The sequence below is a fragment of the Agromyces atrinae genome, from assembly GCF_013407835.1.
Classification (GTDB): domain Bacteria; phylum Actinomycetota; class Actinomycetes; order Actinomycetales; family Microbacteriaceae; genus Agromyces; species Agromyces atrinae.
This window is the reverse complement of sequence record NZ_JACCBI010000001.1, coordinates 688,687-707,348: the sequence shown is the minus strand read 5'-3', so window position 1 is coordinate 707,348 and position 18,662 is coordinate 688,687. Positions and strand designations below refer to the sequence as shown.

Below are 18,662 nucleotides of genomic sequence, written 5' to 3'. Positions count from 1 at the left end.
GCCGTGTCTCGGAGCGAGCGCTCGTAGAATAGTTCGGATGAGCGTCGAATCCCCGTATGCCGATCTCCTCGATCGGATCCCGGTCACCGAGCGAGTGTCCGAGGTGCTCGGTTCGCCGACCCACTGGTGGGAGTACGGCGAGCCTGCGACGGCCGAGGGAACGACGCTCGTCGTCGTGCATGGGTTCCGCGGCGACCACCACGGTCTCGAACCGGTCATCGCCCATCTGCCCGGCATCCACATCGTCTCGCCCGACCTCCCGGGTTTCGGGGCGTCACCGCCCCTCGACTTCGTGGCCCACGACGTCGACGGCTACGCGACGTGGCTCGGCGCCTTCATCGACAAGCTCGACTCGCCCGGCCGCATCGTCGTGCTCGGCCACTCGTTCGGATCGATCGTCGTCTCGGCGGCTCTCTCGCGCGGGCTCGACGTCACGGCGGCGATCCTCGTCAACCCGATCGCTGCTCCCGCACTCGCCGGACCGCGCGGAATCCTGACGCGGCTCGCGGTCGTCTACTACCAGGCCGCGACGGCGCTGCCCGAGAAGGCCGGATTCGCCCTCCTCCGCAACCGGGCGATCGTGCGCGTCATGAGCGTCTCGATGGCGAAGACGCGCGACAAAGACCTCTTGCGATTCATCCACGACCAGCACGACCGCTACTTCTCGGCGTTCGACGACCGCCGGGTCGTGCTCGAGGCGTTCCGCGCGTCGGTCAGCCACGACGCGAGCGAGTACGCCGCGCACGTCGAGGTGCCCGTGCTCCTCATCGCCGCCGATCGCGACGACATCACCCCCGTCGAGGCGCAGCACCGACTCGACGAGAGCCTCGCCGACTCGCGCCTCCACGTCATCGACGGCGTCGGGCACCTCATCCACTACGAGAAGCCCGCCGAGGCCGCCGAGCAGATCATCGCGTTCCTGAACGACGTGGCGCCGTGAAGGTCGTCGTCGACTGCCGCTACACGCGCTTCGACCGGCACGACGGAATCAGCCGCTTCACGGCGGGCATCGTGGGTGAGCTCGCGAAGCTCCACCCCGTGACGATGCTCATCAACGACCACCGGCAGCTCGCCCTGCTGCCCGACCTCCCGTGGCAGCTCGTGTCGTCGCCGACGAGTGCGCGCGAACCTCTCGTCGCGCTCCAGGTCAACCGGCTGAAGCCCGACGTCGTCTTCTCGCCGATGCAGACCATGGGCTCGTGGGGCAGGCGCTACCGGTTGCTCCTCACGGTGCACGACCTCATCTACTACGAGAACCGCACGCCTCCGCGCGATCTGCCAGGCTTCGTGCGGCTGCTCTGGCGCCTCTATCACCTCGCGTGGTGGCCGCAGCGGCTGCTCCTCAACCGAGCCGACGGTGTCGTCACGGTCTCCGAAACGACGGCGGCCCTCATCGAGAAGCACCATCTGACCGATCGGCCCGTCACCGTCATCCCCAATGCCGCCGACGAATTCGCCGTCGCGACCGAGCCGCGCTCCCGGCCCGAGACACGCGCCCTCGTCTACATGGGCTCGTTCATGCCGTACAAGGGCGTCGACACCCTCGTTCGCGGCATGGCGCAGCTCCCGGGGCACGAACTGCACTTGCTCAGCCGCGTGAGCGATTCCGAGCGGGCGCGCCTCGAGGCGCTCGCGCCGGGAGCCCGACTCGTCTTCCACAACGGCGTGACGGATGCCGCGTACGCCGAGCTCCTCGGACGCGCGACGGCACTCGTGCACGCGTCGAAGGCCGAGGGATTCGGCATCCCCCTCGTCGAAGCGATGCGTCTCGGCACGCCGATCGTGGCGACCGACATCCCCATCTTCCGCGAGATCGGCGGCGACGCGGCACTGTTCTTCCCCGCCGACGACGCGACGGCGTTCGCGCGGGCCGTGCAGCGCCTCGATGCCGACGACGAGTGGACGAAGCGCTCCGAGCTCTCTCGAGCCGCCTCCGAGCGTTACACGTGGGAGGCCTCGGCGCGCACACTTCTCGCGCTGCTCGAACGAACGGCGACGTAGCCCGCCGACTCTCAGCGTGCGGTGCTCTCCACGCGGTCGCTCGCGAGATCGACCGGGGGACCGGGGCGGAACTTCTCGAGCACGAGTTCCCCGTCGGCGACGCGGAAGTCGTGCGCCGAGAGATTCGTGATCATGGTGCCGCCGGGCGGCACGTCTTCGGCGAACGCCGCGCGCACGAGAGTGCTGATGACTCCGCCGTGCGTGACGACGAGCACCTCGTCGTCGGCGCCGAAGCGGTCGGCGAGAGCGACGAGTGCGGGCCGCACACGGTCGACGACCGCCTCGCGAGACTCGAGCCCCGAGACATCCGTCTCATCGGGGAATCGGCTCTGTCGCTCGGCGAAGGTGAGCCCCTCGAGGTCGCCGTGATGACGCTCGACGATCTCGTCGACGATGATCGGCGAGCCGAGGCCGAGCTCGAGGGCGATGATCTCGGCCGTCTCGCGGGCGCGCGAGAGCGGGCTCGCGACGATTCCGGCCCACTCGACAGACGACAGTCGCTCGGCGCCTTCGCGGGCCTGACGTCGGCCCGTCTCGTTCAGTGGGATGTCGGTCGACCCCTGGATACGGCGGTCCCGGTTCCAGTCGGTCTCACCGTGGCGGACGAGGACGAGTCTCATGGGCACCCTTCGATCGAGGGGCCGGTGATCACGCGAGCAGGCCGCCGGCGATGGCCTCGAGGGTCTCGCTCGTCCCCGCTTCCAGCTTAAGGGTCGCGCGCGAGTCGCCCTTCGTGACACCGCGGTTCACGACGACGATCGGCATGCGGCGCTTGCGAGCGAGTTCGAGCAGGCGGATGCCGGAGTTCACGACAAGCGACGACCCGGCGATGAGGAGCACGTCGGAGCGCTGCACGAGGGAAGCGGCCGCCTGGAACTTGTCGACGGGCACGAACTCGCCGAAGAACACGACATCGGGCTTCAGGACGCCGCCGCACACCGTGCACTCGGGCACGACGAGGTGGTCGATGTCGTCGACCTCGACGTCGCCGTCGGGAGCGAGACGGATCGCACCCGGCGTCGAGAAGTCGGGGTTGGCCGCTTCGAGACGCTCGGCGATCGCGGAGCGTGCGAAGTGCTGACCGCAGTCGAGGCACACGACCCGATCCATGCTGCCGTGCAGGTCGACGACATGACGGCTGCCGGCGCGAGTGTGGAGACCGTCGACGTTCTGGGTCACGACGCCCGAGACGACGCCGCCGAGTTCGAGGGTGACGAGCGCCGCGTGGCCGCGGTTCGGTCGAGCGATTCCGAAGCTCTGCCAGCCGAGGTGGCTGCCGGCCCAGTAGCGTTTCCGCGCCCGCTCCGACGCGACGAAGGTCTGGAACGTCATGGGGTTCCGCACCGGGGCGCCCTCACCGCGGTAGTCGGGGATGCCCGAGTCGGTGCTCACGCCCGCGCCCGTGAGCACGGCGGTGCGCGCTCCGGAGAGAAGGGACAGCAGCTGCTGCAGTTCGACATCCGTGAGCGCAGGCGCATCGAGCGTCGTGGTCATCGCGACCTCCTTCGAGAGCGTGTGTCGAGTCTAGACACAACAGTTTTCGAGAATGTTTCGGCGGACTGGCAGTCTGAGGGGGTGAGTCCCCGAATCGTGCACCTCTCCGACCTGTCCGACCCGCTCCTCGCCGACTACACGGGGTTGACGGATGTCGCGCTCCGCAGCTCTCGGGAAGAGAGCGAAGGGCTCTACATCGCCGAGTCGGCGAAGGTCATCGGCCGGGCGATCGCCGCGGGGCACGTGCCCCGCTCCCTCGTCATGGAGGAGAAGTGGTACGCGGGCCTCGAGACGGTGCTCGAGCCCTTCGACGTTCCCGTCTTCATCGCGCCGCCGGCGCTCGTCGAGGAGCTCACGGGGTTCCGCGTGCACCGGGGTGCCCTCGCATCGATGCACCGCCCGACCCTGCCCTCCGTGGCCGAGTTGCTCGCGGATGCGCGCCGGGTCGTCGTGCTCGAGGACATCGTCGATCACACGAACGTCGGAGCGATCTTCCGCTCGGTGGCCGGACTCGGTGCGGACGCCGTGCTCATCAGTCCGCGGTGCGCCGACCCGCTGTATCGGCGGAGCGTGCGCGTGAGCATGGGAACCGTCTTCCAGGTGCCGTGGACGCGGCTGCCCGACTGGGATGACGCGGTCCCTCTTCTCCACGACCTCGGCTTCCACCTCTCGGCTCTCGCTCTCGCCGACGACGCGATCGACCTCGACACCCTCGCGGCCGACCCGCCCGAGCGGCTCGCCCTCATCTTCGGCTCGGAGGGCGACGGCCTCAGCCGCGCGGCGCTCGATGCCGCCGACAGCGTCGTGACGATCCCCATGCTGCACGGCGTCGACTCGCTGAACGTCGCCTCCGCCTCGGCGGTCGCCCTCTATGCGCTGCGCCTCCCGAGGCACTCAGACACCCTCGCCTAGGATCGACGGGTGCCACCGACATCCTCGACGAACGACGCCCGGCGCCGAATCTATGTGAGGCGGCGCATCGTCGTCTTCTCGGCGCTGGCCCTCGTGCTCGCTCTCGTGATCGGCGGCGGCGTCTACACCTCGAGCGCCCTCGCAGCGCCCGTGCCCACGCAGAGCGCGACGGTCGCCGACCGGGTCGACGCGACGCAGCCCGCCGTGCCGATCGCGTGGCCCGACTTCGGTCGTGGAGCGCTCGGCGCCGTCGGGATGCCCGGCGTGCTGACCTCGAGCGGCGATCAGGGCGCCGTGCCCATCGCGAGCATCACCAAGGTCGTGACGGCTCTCGTGATCCTCGATGCGCAGCCGCTCGCCGAGGGCGAGGCCGGCCCCACGATCGAGTACGGCGAGCGTGACGCCGACATCTACTACGACGTCATCGCCGAAGGAGGATCGGTCGCGCCCGTCGCGGTCGGCCAGACGCTGTCGCTCCGTCAGAGTCTCGAGGCACTGCTCATCCCGTCGGCGAACAACTACAGCATCTCGCTCGCCGAGTGGGCCTACGGCTCGGTCGACGCCTACCTCGCCGCGGCGCGCGCCTGGCTCGACGCTCGCGGCCTCACCGACACCCAGCTCGCCGATACGAGCGGTCTCGACGCGGGCAACACGTCGACGCCCGCGAACCTCATCGAGATCGGCAAGCTCGCTCTCGCCGATCCGACGATCGCGTCGATCGTCGCGGAGCAGGCGGCCGACCTCCCGGGAATCGGCGTCGTCGACAACACCAACAAGCTCCTCGGCTGGAACGGCGTCGACGGCATCAAGACGGGCACGACCGACGAGGCCGGCGCGTGCCTGCTGTTCTCGGCCGACTACCTCGTCGGCGACCAGACCGTCACGGTCGTCGGTGTGCTCCTCGGCGGCGACACCCACTCCGAGTTGAACGCGGCGATCCGATCGGTGCTCGAATCGGCGGTTCCCGCGTTCCACATCGTCGACGTCATCGCGGAAGGCGATGCCGTCGCGACCTACTCGACCGTCTGGGGCGACGAGGCGACCGCGCGTGCGAGCACGGCGGCGAGTGTGCTCGTCTGGAACGACACCCCCATCACGCAGACCGTCGTCGCCGACGACATCACTCTCGCTGCGGAGGGAACCGCGGTCGGCAGCGTGCAGGTCACGGCGGGCGAGACGACGATCGACGTTCCGATCACCCTCGACGCCGCGATCGACGACCCGGGCTTCGAGTGGCGGATGACGCACCCCGGCGGGCTCGACGGGTGAGTCGCCACCCCGGGTGAGGCCGTCGTCCGGCGAACCGCCGGGAGGCGTCAGGCGAACGGACCCGCTTCGGGGCGCTTGGGGCGCACATGGTCGCCGGACGACTGGTGCCTGATGCGGCGCAGCACCCACGGCACGAAGTACTCGCGCGCCCACAGCAGGTCCTCCGTGCGCGCCTGCCTCCACGGGACGACGGGAACCGGCTCGGGCTGCATCGGTTCGAGGTCGTTCTCGACGTTGAGCGCCTGCAGCACCATGCGCGCGACGGTGTGATGTCCGAGGGCGTTGAGGTGCAGGCGATCAGGGGCCCACATGCGCTGGTCCTGGATCTCGGCGAGCGACCACTGATCGGCGACGATGCAGTCGTACTTCGTCGCGATGGCGCGGAGGTTCTCGTTGTAGATGGCGACCTTGCCGCGGATGGATCGGAAAACGGGGGAGAAGCCGACGTCGACGCCCGTGAAGAGCACGATCGTCGCGTGATCGCGCGACAACCGCTCGATGGCGTGCTCGAAGAGCGCGGAGATGGCATCGGGGTCGGTTCCGGGGCGGATGACGTCGTTGCCGCCCGCGGAGATCGTGATGAGATCGGGCTTCAACGCGAGCGCCGGCTCGATCTGCTCGTCGACGATCTGCTGGATGAGGCGGCCCCGGACGGCGAGGTTGGCGTACGCGAACTCCGGATTGCCCTGGTTGAGAACCTCGGCGACGCGATCGGCCCAGCCGCGGTTTCCGCCCGGCGAGGTGGGTTCAGGATCACCGATTCCTTCCGTGAAGGAGTCGCCCAGGGCGACGTATCGCGACCAAGGATGAGGCTGCGTGACCATGCCTCCATTCTGCACCGTCGTGTCAGAGGCATCAGGTAGGTTCTCTTGAAGTGAGCACAGCGATCCCTTCCGGTCACGTGCCCGGCACCTCGGCGGCCGAGCACCTTCCGCCGTCCTACCCTGAGCGCGCCGCATGGGGCACCGCCGGCAAGCTGCGCGCGTGGCAGGCCGAGGCGATCGACGCCTATCTCGCGGCGTCACCGCGCGACTTCCTCGCGGCGGCCACACCGGGCGCCGGCAAGACGACCTTCGCGCTGCGCCTCGCCTCGGAGCTCCGTCACCGTCGTGAGATCGACCGCATCACGGTCGTCGCGCCGACCGAGCACCTGAAGAAGCAGTGGGCCGACGCGGCCGCGCGCGCCGGCATCCGGCTCGACCCGACCTTCCGCAACGCGCACGGCCGTTACGGGCGCCACTTCCACGGCGTCGTCGTGACGTACGCGCAGGTCGCGACACGCCCGGCGCTGCACCGCGAGCTCACCCAGAGCGGCCGCTCGCTCGTCATCCTCGACGAGGTGCACCACGGCGGCGACGCCCTGAGCTGGGGCGATGCCATCCGCGAGGCCTTCGAGCCCGCGACGCGACGGCTCTCGCTCTCGGGCACCCCGTTCCGCTCCGACACGGCTCCCATCCCGTTCGTCGAGTACGCGCCCGACGAGCGCGGCATCCGCCTCTCGCGCACCGACTACAACTACGGCTACGGCCGCGCCCTCGCCGACGGCGTCGTTCGCCCCGTCATGTTCATGGTCTACGCCGGGCACATGCGCTGGCGCACCCGGGCCGGCGACGAGATGGAAGCGAAGCTCGGCGAAGACAACACGAAGGACATCACGTCGGCCGCGTGGCGCACCGCACTCGAACCGACCGGCGAGTGGATCCCCGCGGTGCTGCGCGCCGCCGACCGACGGCTGAGCGAAGTGCGTCAGGCGATCCCTGACGCCGGTGGCCTCGTCATCGCGACCGATCAGTCGACCGCGCGCGCGTATGCGCAGATCCTCCACGAGATCTCGGGGGAGCCGGTCACGATCGTGCTCTCCGACGAGAAGGAGGCGAGCGATCGCATCGAGCAGTTCTCCGAGAGCGAGCGCCGCTGGATGGTCGCGGTGCGCATGGTGTCGGAAGGCGTCGACGTTCCTCGCCTCGCGGTCGGCGTCTATGCCACCTCGGCGTCGACCCCGCTCTTCTTCGCCCAGGCGATCGGTCGCTTCGTGCGGGCGCGTCGCCGGGGCGAGACCGCCTCGGTGTTCCTGCCGAACGTGCCCGGCCTCATGGCGCTCGCGAACCAGATGGAGCTCGAGCGCGACCATGCACTCGACAAGGTTCCGGATGACGACGCCGAGGGCGACCTGTACAACCCGGAGGACGCGCTCGTCGCCGAGGCGAACCGCGAAGACAAGGCCTCGGAAGAACTGACCCACGAGTTCACCTGGGAGGCGCTCGGTTCGACGGCGGCGTTCGACCGCGTCGTGTACGACGGCACCGACTTCGGCACCCTCGCCGAACCCGGCAGCGACGAAGAACTCGACTTCATCGGTCTGCCCGGCATCCTCGAGCCCGAGCAGGTCTCCGAACTCCTGCGCCATCGACAGGCGCGTCAGGCCCGGCGGGCGACCGAGCGCACGAAGAACGCGCCACCCGCGACCGACGACACACCCGTCGCCCTCTACCGCACGCTCAAGGAGCAGCGCACGCTGCTCAACAGCCTCGTCGGAATGTGGTCGAAGCTCTCGGGCGAGGCGCACGGCATCATCCATGCCGAGCTGCGCCGGGTGTGCGGCGGGCCGGCGGTCGCTCAGGCGAGTGTCACGCAGCTGCAGGCGCGCATCGACCACCTGCGGAAGCGTCTCTCCTCGCACTGAGCGTCGGCGCGGTCAGAGCACGGGTCGCGGTGCGGATATTCTGAGTCGACGCACCGCGTGAGCGCCGGGAGGCAGCCATGGCAGAGATCGCCGAACTCGACCGTATCGACAAAGCGCTCCTGCGCGCTCTCTCGACGAACGCCCGAGCATCAGGCGCCGCACTCGCGGCCGAAGTGGGCGTCGCGGAGTCGACGATCTCGCTCCGCCTGCGGCGACTCCAGACGCAGGGCCACATCCGCGGCTTCCGCGTCGACATCGATCCCCTCGCCTTCGGCGCATCGCTCCAGGCGCTCATCGCCGTGCGACTCGTCAAGCACGACCGCAGCGAGATCGACGCGTTCCGGCAGGTGGCCCCCCACCTTCCCGGCGTGCTCGGTCTCTTCCACATGGCGGGAGCCGAGGACTACCTCCTCCACGTGATCGCCCGCGACGCCCGCGAACTCCGCGAGTTCGTGCTGACGCACCTCACGGGTCATCCCGCCGTCGCCCACACCGAGACGAACCTCATCTTCGAGCACGTCGACGGTGACGGCTGGTACGAACTCGTCGGCTGATCCCGCGCCGTTCGGGAGCCCGAAAAGCTGCCAATCCGGGCATCCGGCGCCGGTGACGTGCCGCTCGATCGCTAGGGTGATCTCTCGGCCGGTGACCCGGTCGGAACGGAGTCTCCCATGCAGTCGGCCACCCGCAAGGACAAGAGCCGGTGGCGACGCTACCTCGCCAACGAGCGTGCCGAAGCGGCCGTCTACCGTGAGCTCGCCGCCCGTCGAGAGGGCGAAGAGCGTGCCATCCTGCTCGCCCTCGCCGAGGCGGAGGGCCGGCACGCCGCCCACTGGATCGAGCTGCTGGGCGACGAGGCGAAGGGGCTCCCCGAGGCGGACCTCCGCACCCGGGTGCTCGGCGGTCTCGCGCGCCGATTCGGCTCGATCTTCGTGCTCGCTCTCGCGCAGCGTGCCGAGGCACGGTCGCCCTACGCCGACGATCCCGACGCGACTCCGGCGATGGCGGCCGACGAGCGGATCCACGGCGAAGTCGTGCGGAGCCTCGCCGCTCGGGGCCGGCGACGCCTGTCGGGCACCTTCCGTGCCGCGGTGTTCGGCGCGAACGACGGACTCGTCTCCAACCTCGCCCTCGTTCTCGGCATCGGAGCGACCGGCGTCGCGACCGAGGTCGTCCTGTTCTCGGGAATCGCGGGACTTCTCGCCGGAGCTCTGTCGATGGGCGCCGGCGAGTACGTGTCCGTGCGGTCGCAGCGTGAGCTCCTCGAAGCGTCGACGCCCGACCCCGCCGCCCACGACGCACTTCCCGACCTCGATCTCGAAGCCAACGAGTTGGCCCTCGTCTACCGCGCCCGCGGCATGAGCGAGGATGACGCCATCGCGCGCGCCGAGCGCACCCTCGCCCGCGTGCACGCGACAGGTTCGTCGCACGGAGTGCTCACGACCGCGACGGGGTCGGTGACGGCGACGGATGACGACGACGAGGCGATCGGCACGGGGCTCTCCGCCGCGCTCTCGAGCTTCTGCTTCTTCGCCTCGGGCGCGATCATCCCCGTGCTGCCGTACCTTTTCGGTCTCACCGGGTTCGTCGCCGTCGCGGTGGCGGTTGTGCTCGTGAGCATCGCGCTCATCATCACGGGCGCCGTCGTCGGTGTGCTCTCGGGCGCGTCGCCTCTCAAGCGCGCGATGCGTCAGCTCGCGATCGGTCTCGGCGCGGCGCTCGTGACCTACGTGCTCGGTCTCGCCTTCGGCACGACGATCGGCTGAGGATCGGGCTGAACCGGGTTGCTGAGCTCAGCGACTCGGCGTCGTCACGAAGTCGATGAGTTCCTCCACACGGCCGAGGAGCGCCGGCTCGAGGTCGTTGAAGGTCGTGACGCGCGAGAGGATCCGCTGCCACGCGCGTGCGATGTCGGCCTGATCGGCGTGCGGCCAGCCGAACGCCTCGCAGATGCCGTGCTTCCACTCGGTGCCGCGGGGGATCACGGGCCATGCCGAGATTCCGAGGCGGGCGGGCTTGACGGCCTGCCAGACGTCGATGAACGGATGACCGACGACGAGCGCATCACGCCGGAACGGGCCGGCCGCGACGGCCGCGGCGATGCGGCTCTCCTTCGACCCCGGCACGAGGTGGTCGACGAGCACGCCGACCCGGCGCCCCGGCTCCGGTCGGAAGTCGGCGAGGATCGCTTCGAGGTCGTCGATACCGGCGAGGTACTCGACGACGACGCCTTCGACCCGGAGGTCGGCGCCCCACACGCGTTCGACGAGTTCGGCGTCGTGACGCCCCTCGACGAAGATGCGACTCGGCAGCGCCACGCGTGCGGGAGCGTCGTCGACGGCGAAGGACCCCGACGCCGTGCGTGTGCGACCGGTGGGTGCCTTCGGCTTCGGCGCGGTGAGCTGCACGGCCTGGCCGTCGACGAGGAAGCCGTGCCCCAGGGGGAAGAGGCGGCGCGCACCGAAACGGTCTTCGAGCACGACGTTGCCCTTCTCGATACCGACGACGGCACCACAGAAGCCGTTGGACGCGAGTTCGACGACGAGGTCGCGCTCGGCCTCGAGGGTCGGGATGGTCTTCCGGCCCGCGGCCCGCCAATCTCCGGAAAGGACGTCCTGGCCGTATCTGTCGTCGAAGCCCATCACCGGTCGAGGCTAACCGACACCGCGCACCGCCGGCGGGCGACACGGCGGAGGATCTCCGCGCTCACCGGAAGTCACGCGAGCGATGCGGTGCCGACACGGTGAGCGACTCGAAACGATCGGCGACGAGGTTCGTGACCCCCTCACGGGAGCGTTCGAGGATCCCCCGCACGATCATCGCGGGAGCTTCACGCGCGACCCGCCGATACCGGTTCCAGACCCCGACCCCCGCGATGACGTTGAGCGTTCCCGATTCGTCCTCGAGGTTCAGGAACGTGATGCCACCGGCCGTCGCCGGTCGTTGACGGTGGGTGACGACACCGCCCACCTCGATACGTCTGCCCGAGTGTGCGGAGCTCAACCGATCGATCCTGATGGCTCCGCGCACATCGAGACGTTCGCGGACGTAGCGGATGGGGTGGTCGCCGGGCGAGATGGCCATCGACCACAGGTCATAGACGACCTGTTCGGCGGGGGAGAGCATCTCGAGCAGGGGCGGCTGCACGACGACGACCGCACCCGGCAGGAAGTCGGCACGGTCCTGAGAGGCCTCACCGGCCATCCAGAGCGCCTCACGCGGCTGCAACGCGAAGCTCTCGAAGGCACCGGCGGCTGCGAGCGACTCGAGCTGCTCGGTCGAGAGCCCCACGCGCCGAGCGAGGTCGGCCATGTCGCGATACGGGCCGTCGGCCTCGCGCTCGGCGACGATGCGCTCGGCAAGCTCGTGCCCGATGCCCTTCACATCGGCGAGACCGAGACGCACGGCGAATGCCGCGTCGCGTCGGTGGGCCGCGGCTTCGGACGGAGCCCCGCGGTCGAAGAGACCCACCGGGGGCTGCAGCGCGTCGGTGCACGAATCGCGCCCGCTGGGAGACGCGTCGCCGTCCGTCATCCGTTCGAGTACGGCCTGCGCGCCCGAGCGTGCGATGTCGGGGCGTCGGGTCTCGACACCGTGCCGGTGCGCATCGGCCGTCAACGTCTGCGGCGAGTAGAAGCCCATGGGCTGTGCGCGGAGGAGCGCGGCGAGGAAGGCCGCGGGGTAGTGCAGCTTCAGCCAGGAGCTCGCGTACACGAGCACCCCGAAGCTGATCGCGTGGCTCTCGGCGAAGCCGAAGTTCGCGAACGCCTCGATCTTCGCGTAGATCGTGTCGGCGGTCTCGAGCGGGATGCCGTTCCTCTCCATGCCCGCGTAGAGCTTGTCCTTGAGTTTCGAGATCTTCTCGATCCCGCGCTTGGAGCCCATGGCCCGGCGCAGCAGGTCGGCGTCCTCCGCCGTGCAGTCTCCGACGGCGACGGCCATCTGCATGAGCTGCTCCTGGAAGAGGGGCACGCCCATCGTGCGGTGCAGCACGGGCTCGAGCTTCGGATGCAGATAGGTGATGGGTTCCTGCCCCGTCGCCCGGCGGATGTAGGGATGCACGGCGCCGCCCTGCACGGGGCCGGGGCGGATGAGCGCGATCTCGACCACGAGGTCGTAGAAGCGCCGCGGTTGGAGCCGCGGCAACGTGCCCATCTGTGCGCGGCTCTCGACCTGGAAGACGCCGATCGAATCGGCGCGGCACAGCATGTCGTAGACCCCGGGCTCCTCCTTCGGGATCGAGACGAGATCCCAGCTCTCACCCGTCGCATCGCGGATGAGGTCGAAGGTGTACTGCAGGGCGGCGAGCATGCCGAGACCGAGAAGGTCGAACTTCACGAGTCCCATCCAGGCGCAGTCGTCCTTGTCCCATTGCAGGACGGTGCGGTTCTCCTTGCGCGCGTGCTCGATCGGGCAGACCTCGCCTACCGGCCGATCGGTGAGCACCATGCCGCCCGAATGGATGCCGAGGTGACGGGGGAAACCGAGCAGGCTCTCGGCGAGTCCCACGACGGGCGCGGGGATGTCGTGCTCGATGCTCGCGATCTCGGCGCCCCAGCGCTCGACCTGCCGCGACCAGGCGTCCTGCTGACCCGTCGAATACCCGAGGGCCTTCGCCATGTCGCGCACCGCGACCTTCGGGCGATAGCTGATGACGTTCGCGACCTGCGCGGCGTTCCGCCTGCCGTACTTCGCATAGACGTACTGGATGATCTCCTCCCGCCGGTCGGAGTCGAAATCGACGTCGATGTCGGGCGCCTCTTCGCGGAGGCTCGAGAGGAAGCGTTCGAACGGCAGGTCGAAGAAGATCGAGTCGACGGCGGTGATATCGAGCACGAAGCAGATCGCCGAGTTCGCGGCCGACCCCCGCCCCTGACAGAGGATGCCGCGGGAGCGCGCCTCTCGGACGATGTCGTAGACGATGAGGAAGTAGCCGGGGAAGTCTTTCTCCTCGATGACGTCGAGCTCGCGTTCGAGACGGGCTCGGTGCCCGTCGGGCAGCCCGGGGTAGCGTGCGGCGGCTCCGCGCCAGACGAGTTCGCGGAGCCAGCTCATCGGCGTGTGCCCCGGCGGTACGTCTTGCTTCGGCAGGTTCGGACGCGCACTGCGCAGGGTGAAGGAGAGTTCGTCGGCGAGTTCGACGGTGCGGGAGACGGCGTCGGGATGACGGGAGAAGCGCGCCGCCATCTCCGCGCCGCTCCGCAGGTGCATGAGATCGGTCGCCGGGAGCCAGCCGTCGAGCTCGTCGAGGCTGCGTCGCGCGCGGACCGCCGCGAGGGCCTGGGCCAACCGGTGGTCCTTCGGGGCGGCGAAGTGCACGACGTTCGTCGCGAGGGTCGGGAGTCCGAGCTCGCGCGCGAGACCGGCGAGCACCTCGTTGGTCGACTGGTCGTGGGGATGACCGTGGTCGAAGAGCTCGACGAAGACGTTGTCGCGGCCGAACCGTTCGCCGAGTCGCACGAGCTCGTGCTCGGCCGCCTCGGCGCCGCGTTCGTCGAGGGCGCGGCGCACACTGCCCTTCCGGCATCCGCTGAGGATCGCCCACGTGCCGGCGGCTTCGTCGGCGAGCCGATCGAGGTCGTAGACCGGGCGCCCTTTCTCGCCGCCGTCGAGCTGGCCGTTCGTGATCGCTCCCGCGAGCCGGTGGTACCCCTCCTCGCCGCGGGCGAGAGCGAGGAGGTGCGGGCCCTCGGGGTCGGGGACGCCGTTCTGCGGAGCCGTGAGCCCGAGGGAGAGCTCGGCGCCGAACACGGTGCCGAGACTCGGGTGGCTTTCGGCGGCCTCGGCGAAGCGCACCGCTCCGTAGAAGCCGTCGTGGTCGGTCAGAGCGAGCCCCGAGAGGCCGAGTCGGTGGGCCTCTTCGACGAGGTGCTCGGGCTGACTCGCACCGTCGAGGAAGCTGAAGTTCGAGTGCACGTGCAGCTCGGCATAGGGGACCACGGGCCCGTCGGGAGTGTCGAGGTCGTCGTGGGGTCGGTACGGCTGGCGCTTCCTGCTCCACGCGGGCGAGTCACCGCCGTCGGCGATCACGGCGCGTTGCCCGGGCCGCGATCTCTCCGACAGTGAGCGTTCGAGATCGGACCAGGGGATCGGGGGATTGCTGAAGCCCATCAGTCGTACCTCGCTTCGGCCCACCAGCGATCGCCGTCGCGCACGAGCAGCCAGGCCGTTCCCGAGTCGTCGATGATCTGGAACCGATGGATGCGGCGGGCGTTCTCCGCGTCCCACCAGCGTTCGACGACGGGCCAGGGGCCGGCCCACGCGCGGACGGCGAACTCGCGGTAGTCGGGGTCGGTGAAGGACTCGGGCGCGCCGTTCGCGACGCCGCGATCATCGAGTGAGAGCGGAGAACCGTCGGCGATGCGGAGCGAGACGCCGACCCGGTCGGTGTACACGGTCGACGGGACCAGTTCGGCGATACGGCCCGGCCAGGGGCGGTCGGCGGTTCCCGCGGGCGCCCGGTCTCCCCACGGGACGAGCACCTGACGATCGGCGAGCATGCGGCCGCCGCCGAGGGTCGGTGTGAGCACTCCCTCGTGCCCGAGGATGCTCTGCACACGCGAGAGCCCGTGGTGCACGCGTTCGTCGGGCCCGGAGCCCCACAGGCCCTCTTCGTGGTTGCCCGTCGAATCGACGCGCTCGGGGAAGAAGTGCACCCGAGCGATCGGGGATCCGAGGGAGGACTCGCCGCTGCCGGCTGTTCGTTCGCTTCCGGAGCCCTGCAGCTGCCACCGGACGCGATCGACGACCTCGGGGGCCGAGAACCACCGCGGATGCAGCCAGATGCGCGTCGAGACCTGACCCCGGTCGTCGTGGACCTCGACCCTGAGACCCGTGCAGACGAGCCTGACGGCTCGCATCCGATCGATGAACTCGTCGGCGCGAGCACGGATGGCGAAGGCGACGCTGTCGATGCGGTCGAGCGGAGGTTCGAAATCGATGGTGATCTCGAACTCGGGAGGGAGCGACCTCGGCACCACCCGGGCTCCGTCGCGGGCCCCGGCCCGGGCATGGGCGAGCGCACCCTCCGGGCCGAACCGACGCAGCACGTCGGCCGCGGGGAGCGCAGCGAACTCGCCGAGCGAACGGACTCCCAAGCGGTGGAGGAGCGTCGCCGTGCTCGCGGTCGTCACGAGGGAGACGGGCAGGGGTGCGAGGAAGCTCGCGGCGGATCCCTCGGCGACGATGAAGACAGGGGGCTGCGCCTGATCGCTCCCGGGCACCCTGATCGCCGCACGAGCGGCCTGCTCGGCCGCCAGGAGCCCGTCGGCGACACCGACGCAGGCCTCGACCGCCTCGGCCTCGCGAACGGTCGCGAGAAGTGCCCGAGCGGCTTCGGCTTCGCCCCCGTAGTACCGGGCCGGCCCTCGAGCCCGCATCGCGAGCGCGCCCGGCCGCACGACCTGCACGGCGGGGACCGCTTCTTCGACGACGCGGAGCACGGGCTCGAAGGCCCGCGCATCGAGCGCGACGTCGTACGGCAGCACGATGACGTCGGGACAGCGGTACTGCGCCTCACGCACGCGGAGACCCCGGATGACGCCCTCACGCCGAGCGGATGCCGACGAGGCGAAGACGAGACCCTTCTCGATGAGCGCGACGGGGGCGTCGGGGGAGAGGCGCTCTGCGGTGATCGCCGCGATGACGGGCCAGTCGGGGCACCACAGCACGATCGTTCGGTCGGCGGTCATCCTGCGGCCCTCTCAGGGAGCGGGATCATGCGCAGCCGACCGTCGTCGGGCTCGGCGGAGGGCCGGTGCCCCGGTCGCGACCGTTCGGGCAGCCACAGCTCGGTCTCGCGTGCGCGTTCGAAGCCGCCTCGCCCGGCCACGCGCACCGTCGCCCGTCGGGAGTCGAGCTGGCCGTGGCCCCGGCCGAGCCCGCCCCACGTGCTCTCACCGAGACTCACCCGGGCCTCGGTCTGCGGCCAGTTCCCGTCGACGACGAGCGTCGTGCCCCGTTCGCGGAGCCGGGCGGCCAGGCGGGACGCCTCGCCGGGGGTGACCCGGTCGAGTGCCTTGACGGCGACGACGGGGATGACGTCGGCGAGAGCCGCAACGACCTCGAGCCAATGCCGCCCGGGGCGAGGGACGAGGACGAGGCGATCCAGGTCGATGCCGAAGCGGGTTGCTGCTTCGATGCCGAAGTCGGGGAAGCCGACGACCGCGCACCACCGGCCGGCCTCGGACGGTCCGGCGAGGAAGCTCATGATGAGGCTCGTCGATCCCGCGACGCTGTAGACCGAGCCCTCTCGCATGCTGCCGCCGAGGGCGCGAGTGAGCGCCGGCGTCGTCGGGACGGCTCGGGAGTCGAGCTTCGTCGCCTGCATGCCGCGGATGCGGGACTGGAGTTCGCGCACGGTGTCACCGCGTGCGCCTACACTCGCCCTACCGTCTCGTGAGACACCGTCGTCGACGGCTATCGAGGGGGCGAGCGAGGTCATACTCCATGTTCGAACACATGTTCGAATGCGTCAAGTCCGCCCGGTGTGTCGCGCTCCACCGATGTGTCGACCGGCCCGCGTCCGGGCTCCTGTCAGTGCGGGCCGATAGCCTGTCGGCATGTGCGGACGCTTCGTCATCTCCGATACGGCCCCCGATCTCGTCGCTCTCTTCGACATCGATGAGGCGGGGGAGGCCCTGCCCGATCCCTCGTGGAACATCGCACCGACCGACCCGATCGCCGTCGTCCTCGAGTCGAACAAGGGCGGCCCCGTCGTCAGGCGGCTCGAATCGGCACGATGGTCGCTCGTGCCGAGTTTCGCGAAAGAGCTCACGCTGCCATACCCGACGTTCAACGCGCGCGCCGAGGGCATCACCGAGAAGGCGAGCTTCCGTGCGTCCGTCGCGTCCAAGCGCGCCCTCATCCCCGCCGAGGGCTACTACGAGTGGCAGACCGTCGAGAAGACGAAGACGCCGTTCTTCATCCACCCGCCCGAGGGCGTCCTGGCGTTCGCCGGACTCTACTCGTGGTGGCGCGATCCGACGAAGGCCGATGACGACCCCGCGCGCTGGGTGCTCTCCGCCACGATCCTGACGACCGACGCGACCGGTGCCCTGGCCGACATCCACCCACGCACCCCGGTCATGCTGCCCCCCGAGTACTGGGACACCTGGCTCGACCCCGAGACCGAGGGCGACCAAGATCTCGTCGACGCGGCCGTCGACGCCTCGCACGAGGTCGTCTCCGGGCTCGAGCTGCACGAGGTCGCGCCCCTCCGCGGCAACGGTCCCGAACTCATCCTCCCGCTCCAGCCCTAGCCGCTCGGCGGCATAATCGAAAGATGCCCGTGTTCCCGCCTGCAGACGCCTATCGCGTGCTCGGCGTGGACGAAACAGCGTCCGACGACGATCTCCGACGCGCGTATCGCCGGCTTCTGCGGTCGACGCATCCCGATCTCGGCGGTGACGTGGCCCGGTTCCACGCCGTGCAGGTCGCCTGGTCGCACATCGGCGAGCCGATCGCCCGAGCGCAGTACGACGCACGTCGCTCGTGGCCGTCGACACCGGGCCGCGCGCCCCGAGCAGCGGGAACCCCTCGCCATGCGGCACCGCCGCCCGCTGCGGGAGCGCGCACGTACGGCACGCCGGGCGGTTCCTCGCGAGAGCGCTACCTCTCGGGGCTCCGGACATGGCTCGGGCTCCCCACGCTCCCGCCGAATCCCTACGCCCCCGAACTGCTGAGCCGCGTTCCCGCACGACTCTCCGAGCTGTATCTCGCCGCTCGTGCCGAGGAACGCACCGCCGTCGTGCTCTCGGCGCTCGACCTGCGGCACTCCGTCTGGAACGACGTCGCCGTCGCGGGTTCCGCGGCGACGATCTCGCACGTCGTCCTCGCGCCGACAGGACTCGTCGCCGCCTTCTCGACGACGTGGCCGAGTCCGCTCCTCGTGCATCGCGGAGACGTCGTCGTCGACGGCATGCCGCGGAACGCCCGACCGGTCCGCGAGATGCTGCGACTGACCCGCGCCTTCGAGAGCTCTGTGTCGGTGCGCGTGACGGGCGTCGTCGTGATCGCGGCGGATGACCCGGCGATCGCACAAGACGTCGAGGAGATCCGCGCGCGCCCTCTTCCGACGCTCCTCGCGCCGCGGTCGCGCCTCAGCGGCATCATCCGCGACGGCTTCCCCGGCGTCGAGCGAGGCGTCGGCGGAGACACTGCAGCGACGGCGGATCGCCTTCGGACCGGCATCCTCTTCGCGTAGATCGAGCCGAGGAATGCGACAGAAAAAGTCGCAGAAAAAAGTCCTGGAAAATGCGAAGAGCCGGATCTTTCGATCCGGCTCTTCGACTTCTCAACACAG

Annotated in this window: 16 protein-coding genes; 9 read left to right on the top strand and 7 right to left on the bottom strand. The window is 69.9% G+C overall.

Annotation, left to right across the window (positions count from 1 at the left end; translation table 11 throughout):
* The first annotated feature begins 37 nt into the window (after window positions 1-37).
* The gene (locus BJ972_RS03450) at window positions 38-940 is read left to right on the top strand and encodes an alpha/beta fold hydrolase (RefSeq protein WP_129174219.1); all 903 of its coding nucleotides are present in this window, start codon (window positions 38-40) and stop codon (window positions 938-940) included.
* Window positions 937-2,001: a glycosyltransferase family 4 protein gene (locus BJ972_RS03445; protein WP_129174217.1), complete on the top strand. Its 1,065-nt coding sequence runs from the start codon at window positions 937-939 to the stop codon at window positions 1,999-2,001. Before BJ972_RS03450 ends, BJ972_RS03445 begins: the two co-directional genes overlap by 4 nt.
* Window positions 2,002-2,012: 11 nt before the next feature.
* On the opposite strand, the gene BJ972_RS03440 is transcribed toward BJ972_RS03445, so the two are convergent.
* The gene (locus BJ972_RS03440) at window positions 2,013-2,621 is read right to left on the bottom strand and encodes a histidine phosphatase family protein (RefSeq protein ID WP_129174215.1); all 609 of its coding nucleotides are present in this window, start codon (window positions 2,619-2,621) and stop codon (window positions 2,013-2,015) included.
* Between the two features lie 28 nt (window positions 2,622-2,649).
* Entirely contained in the window at window positions 2,650-3,495 is an 846-nt protein-coding gene (locus BJ972_RS03435; protein ID WP_129174213.1) for an NAD-dependent protein deacetylase, read from the bottom strand.
* 81 nt (window positions 3,496-3,576) lie between these two features.
* Between BJ972_RS03435 and BJ972_RS03430 the strand changes: the two genes are divergently transcribed.
* Together BJ972_RS03430 and BJ972_RS03425 are read left to right on the top strand one after the other, a co-directional pair.
* Window positions 3,577-4,407: a TrmH family RNA methyltransferase gene (locus BJ972_RS03430; RefSeq protein WP_241830780.1), complete on the top strand. Its 831-nt coding sequence runs from the start codon at window positions 3,577-3,579 to the stop codon at window positions 4,405-4,407.
* Between the two features lie 9 nt (window positions 4,408-4,416).
* A complete protein-coding gene (locus BJ972_RS03425; RefSeq protein WP_129174211.1) occupies window positions 4,417-5,676 on the top strand; it encodes a D-alanyl-D-alanine carboxypeptidase family protein in 1,260 nt (419 codons plus the stop codon).
* 47 nt (window positions 5,677-5,723) lie between these two features.
* Here the strand turns inward: BJ972_RS03425 and BJ972_RS03420 are convergent, their stop codons facing one another.
* Window positions 5,724-6,500, bottom strand: coding sequence for an SGNH/GDSL hydrolase family protein (locus BJ972_RS03420; RefSeq protein WP_129174209.1), 777 nt, complete (start codon window positions 6,498-6,500; stop codon window positions 5,724-5,726).
* A gap of 50 nt (window positions 6,501-6,550) precedes the next feature.
* Between BJ972_RS03420 and BJ972_RS03415 the strand changes: the two genes are divergently transcribed.
* The 3 genes from BJ972_RS03415 to BJ972_RS03405 all read left to right on the top strand — a co-directional run bounded on the left by BJ972_RS03415 (window position 6,551) and on the right by BJ972_RS03405 (window position 10,125).
* Entirely contained in the window at window positions 6,551-8,359 is a 1,809-nt protein-coding gene (locus BJ972_RS03415; RefSeq protein ID WP_129174207.1) for a DEAD/DEAH box helicase, read from the top strand.
* 77 nt (window positions 8,360-8,436) lie between these two features.
* Window positions 8,437-8,913: an Lrp/AsnC family transcriptional regulator gene (locus BJ972_RS03410; RefSeq protein WP_129174205.1), complete on the top strand. Its 477-nt coding sequence runs from the start codon at window positions 8,437-8,439 to the stop codon at window positions 8,911-8,913.
* A gap of 117 nt (window positions 8,914-9,030) precedes the next feature.
* On the top strand, window positions 9,031-10,125 hold the full coding sequence (locus tag BJ972_RS03405) for a VIT1/CCC1 transporter family protein (protein WP_129174203.1): 1,095 nt from the start codon (window positions 9,031-9,033) through the stop codon (window positions 10,123-10,125).
* Window positions 10,126-10,152: 27 nt separating this feature from the next.
* Here BJ972_RS03405 and BJ972_RS03400 read toward each other — a convergent pair whose 3' ends face one another.
* The 4 genes from BJ972_RS03400 to imuA' form a co-directional block, all read right to left on the bottom strand.
* Window positions 10,153-11,001: a DUF3097 domain-containing protein gene (locus BJ972_RS03400; RefSeq protein WP_129174710.1), complete on the bottom strand. Its 849-nt coding sequence runs from the start codon at window positions 10,999-11,001 to the stop codon at window positions 10,153-10,155.
* A gap of 64 nt (window positions 11,002-11,065) precedes the next feature.
* On the bottom strand, window positions 11,066-14,470 hold the full coding sequence (locus BJ972_RS03395; protein ID WP_129174201.1) for an error-prone DNA polymerase: 3,405 nt from the start codon (window positions 14,468-14,470) through the stop codon (window positions 11,066-11,068).
* Window positions 14,470-16,050, bottom strand: coding sequence for a DNA polymerase Y family protein (locus tag BJ972_RS03390; protein WP_129174199.1), 1,581 nt, complete (start codon window positions 16,048-16,050; stop codon window positions 14,470-14,472). The genes BJ972_RS03395 and BJ972_RS03390 overlap by 1 nt, the downstream gene beginning before the upstream one ends.
* Window positions 16,047-16,718 (bottom strand): DnaE2-dependent mutagenesis accessory factor ImuA', encoded by a 672-nt coding sequence (gene imuA' / locus BJ972_RS03385; RefSeq protein WP_179419915.1) that lies wholly within the window; start codon window positions 16,716-16,718, stop codon window positions 16,047-16,049. Before imuA' ends, BJ972_RS03390 begins: the two co-directional genes overlap by 4 nt.
* A 202-nt stretch (window positions 16,719-16,920) precedes the next feature.
* Between imuA' and BJ972_RS03380 the strand changes: the two genes are divergently transcribed.
* Both BJ972_RS03380 and BJ972_RS03375 read left to right on the top strand, forming a co-directional pair.
* Window positions 16,921-17,619 carry an SOS response-associated peptidase gene (locus BJ972_RS03380; RefSeq protein WP_129174197.1) on the top strand — a complete coding sequence of 233 codons (699 nt, stop codon included), beginning with the start codon at window positions 16,921-16,923 and terminating at the stop codon, window positions 17,617-17,619.
* Window positions 17,620-17,642: 23 nt separating this feature from the next.
* Window positions 17,643-18,563, top strand: coding sequence for a DnaJ domain-containing protein (locus BJ972_RS03375; protein WP_129174195.1), 921 nt, complete (start codon window positions 17,643-17,645; stop codon window positions 18,561-18,563).
* Window positions 18,564-18,662: the final 99 nt, after the last annotated feature.

Bases quoted from the DNA above. Each gene is read 5' to 3' on its own strand.
- BJ972_RS03450 (WP_129174219.1), top strand. From the start codon at position 38: ATGAGCGTCGAATCCCCGTATGCCGATCTCCTCGATCGGATCCCGGTC.
- BJ972_RS03440 (WP_129174215.1), bottom strand. From the start codon at position 2,621: ATGAGACTCGTCCTCGTCCGCCACGGTGAGACCGACTGGAACCGGGAC.
- BJ972_RS03435 (WP_129174213.1), bottom strand. From the start codon at position 3,495: ATGACCACGACGCTCGATGCGCCTGCGCTCACGGATGTCGAACTGCAG.
- BJ972_RS03420 (WP_129174209.1), bottom strand. From the start codon at position 6,500: ATGGTCACGCAGCCTCATCCTTGGTCGCGATACGTCGCCCTGGGCGAC.
- BJ972_RS03410 (WP_129174205.1), top strand. From the start codon at position 8,437: ATGGCAGAGATCGCCGAACTCGACCGTATCGACAAAGCGCTCCTGCGC.
- BJ972_RS03405 (WP_129174203.1), top strand. From the start codon at position 9,031: ATGCAGTCGGCCACCCGCAAGGACAAGAGCCGGTGGCGACGCTACCTC.
- BJ972_RS03400 (WP_129174710.1), bottom strand. From the start codon at position 11,001: ATGGGCTTCGACGACAGATACGGCCAGGACGTCCTTTCCGGAGATTGG.
- BJ972_RS03395 (WP_129174201.1), bottom strand. From the start codon at position 14,470: ATGGGCTTCAGCAATCCCCCGATCCCCTGGTCCGATCTCGAACGCTCA.
- BJ972_RS03390 (WP_129174199.1), bottom strand. From the start codon at position 16,050: ATGACCGCCGACCGAACGATCGTGCTGTGGTGCCCCGACTGGCCCGTC.
- BJ972_RS03380 (WP_129174197.1), top strand. From the start codon at position 16,921: ATGTGCGGACGCTTCGTCATCTCCGATACGGCCCCCGATCTCGTCGCT.
- BJ972_RS03375 (WP_129174195.1), top strand. From the start codon at position 17,643: ATGCCCGTGTTCCCGCCTGCAGACGCCTATCGCGTGCTCGGCGTGGAC.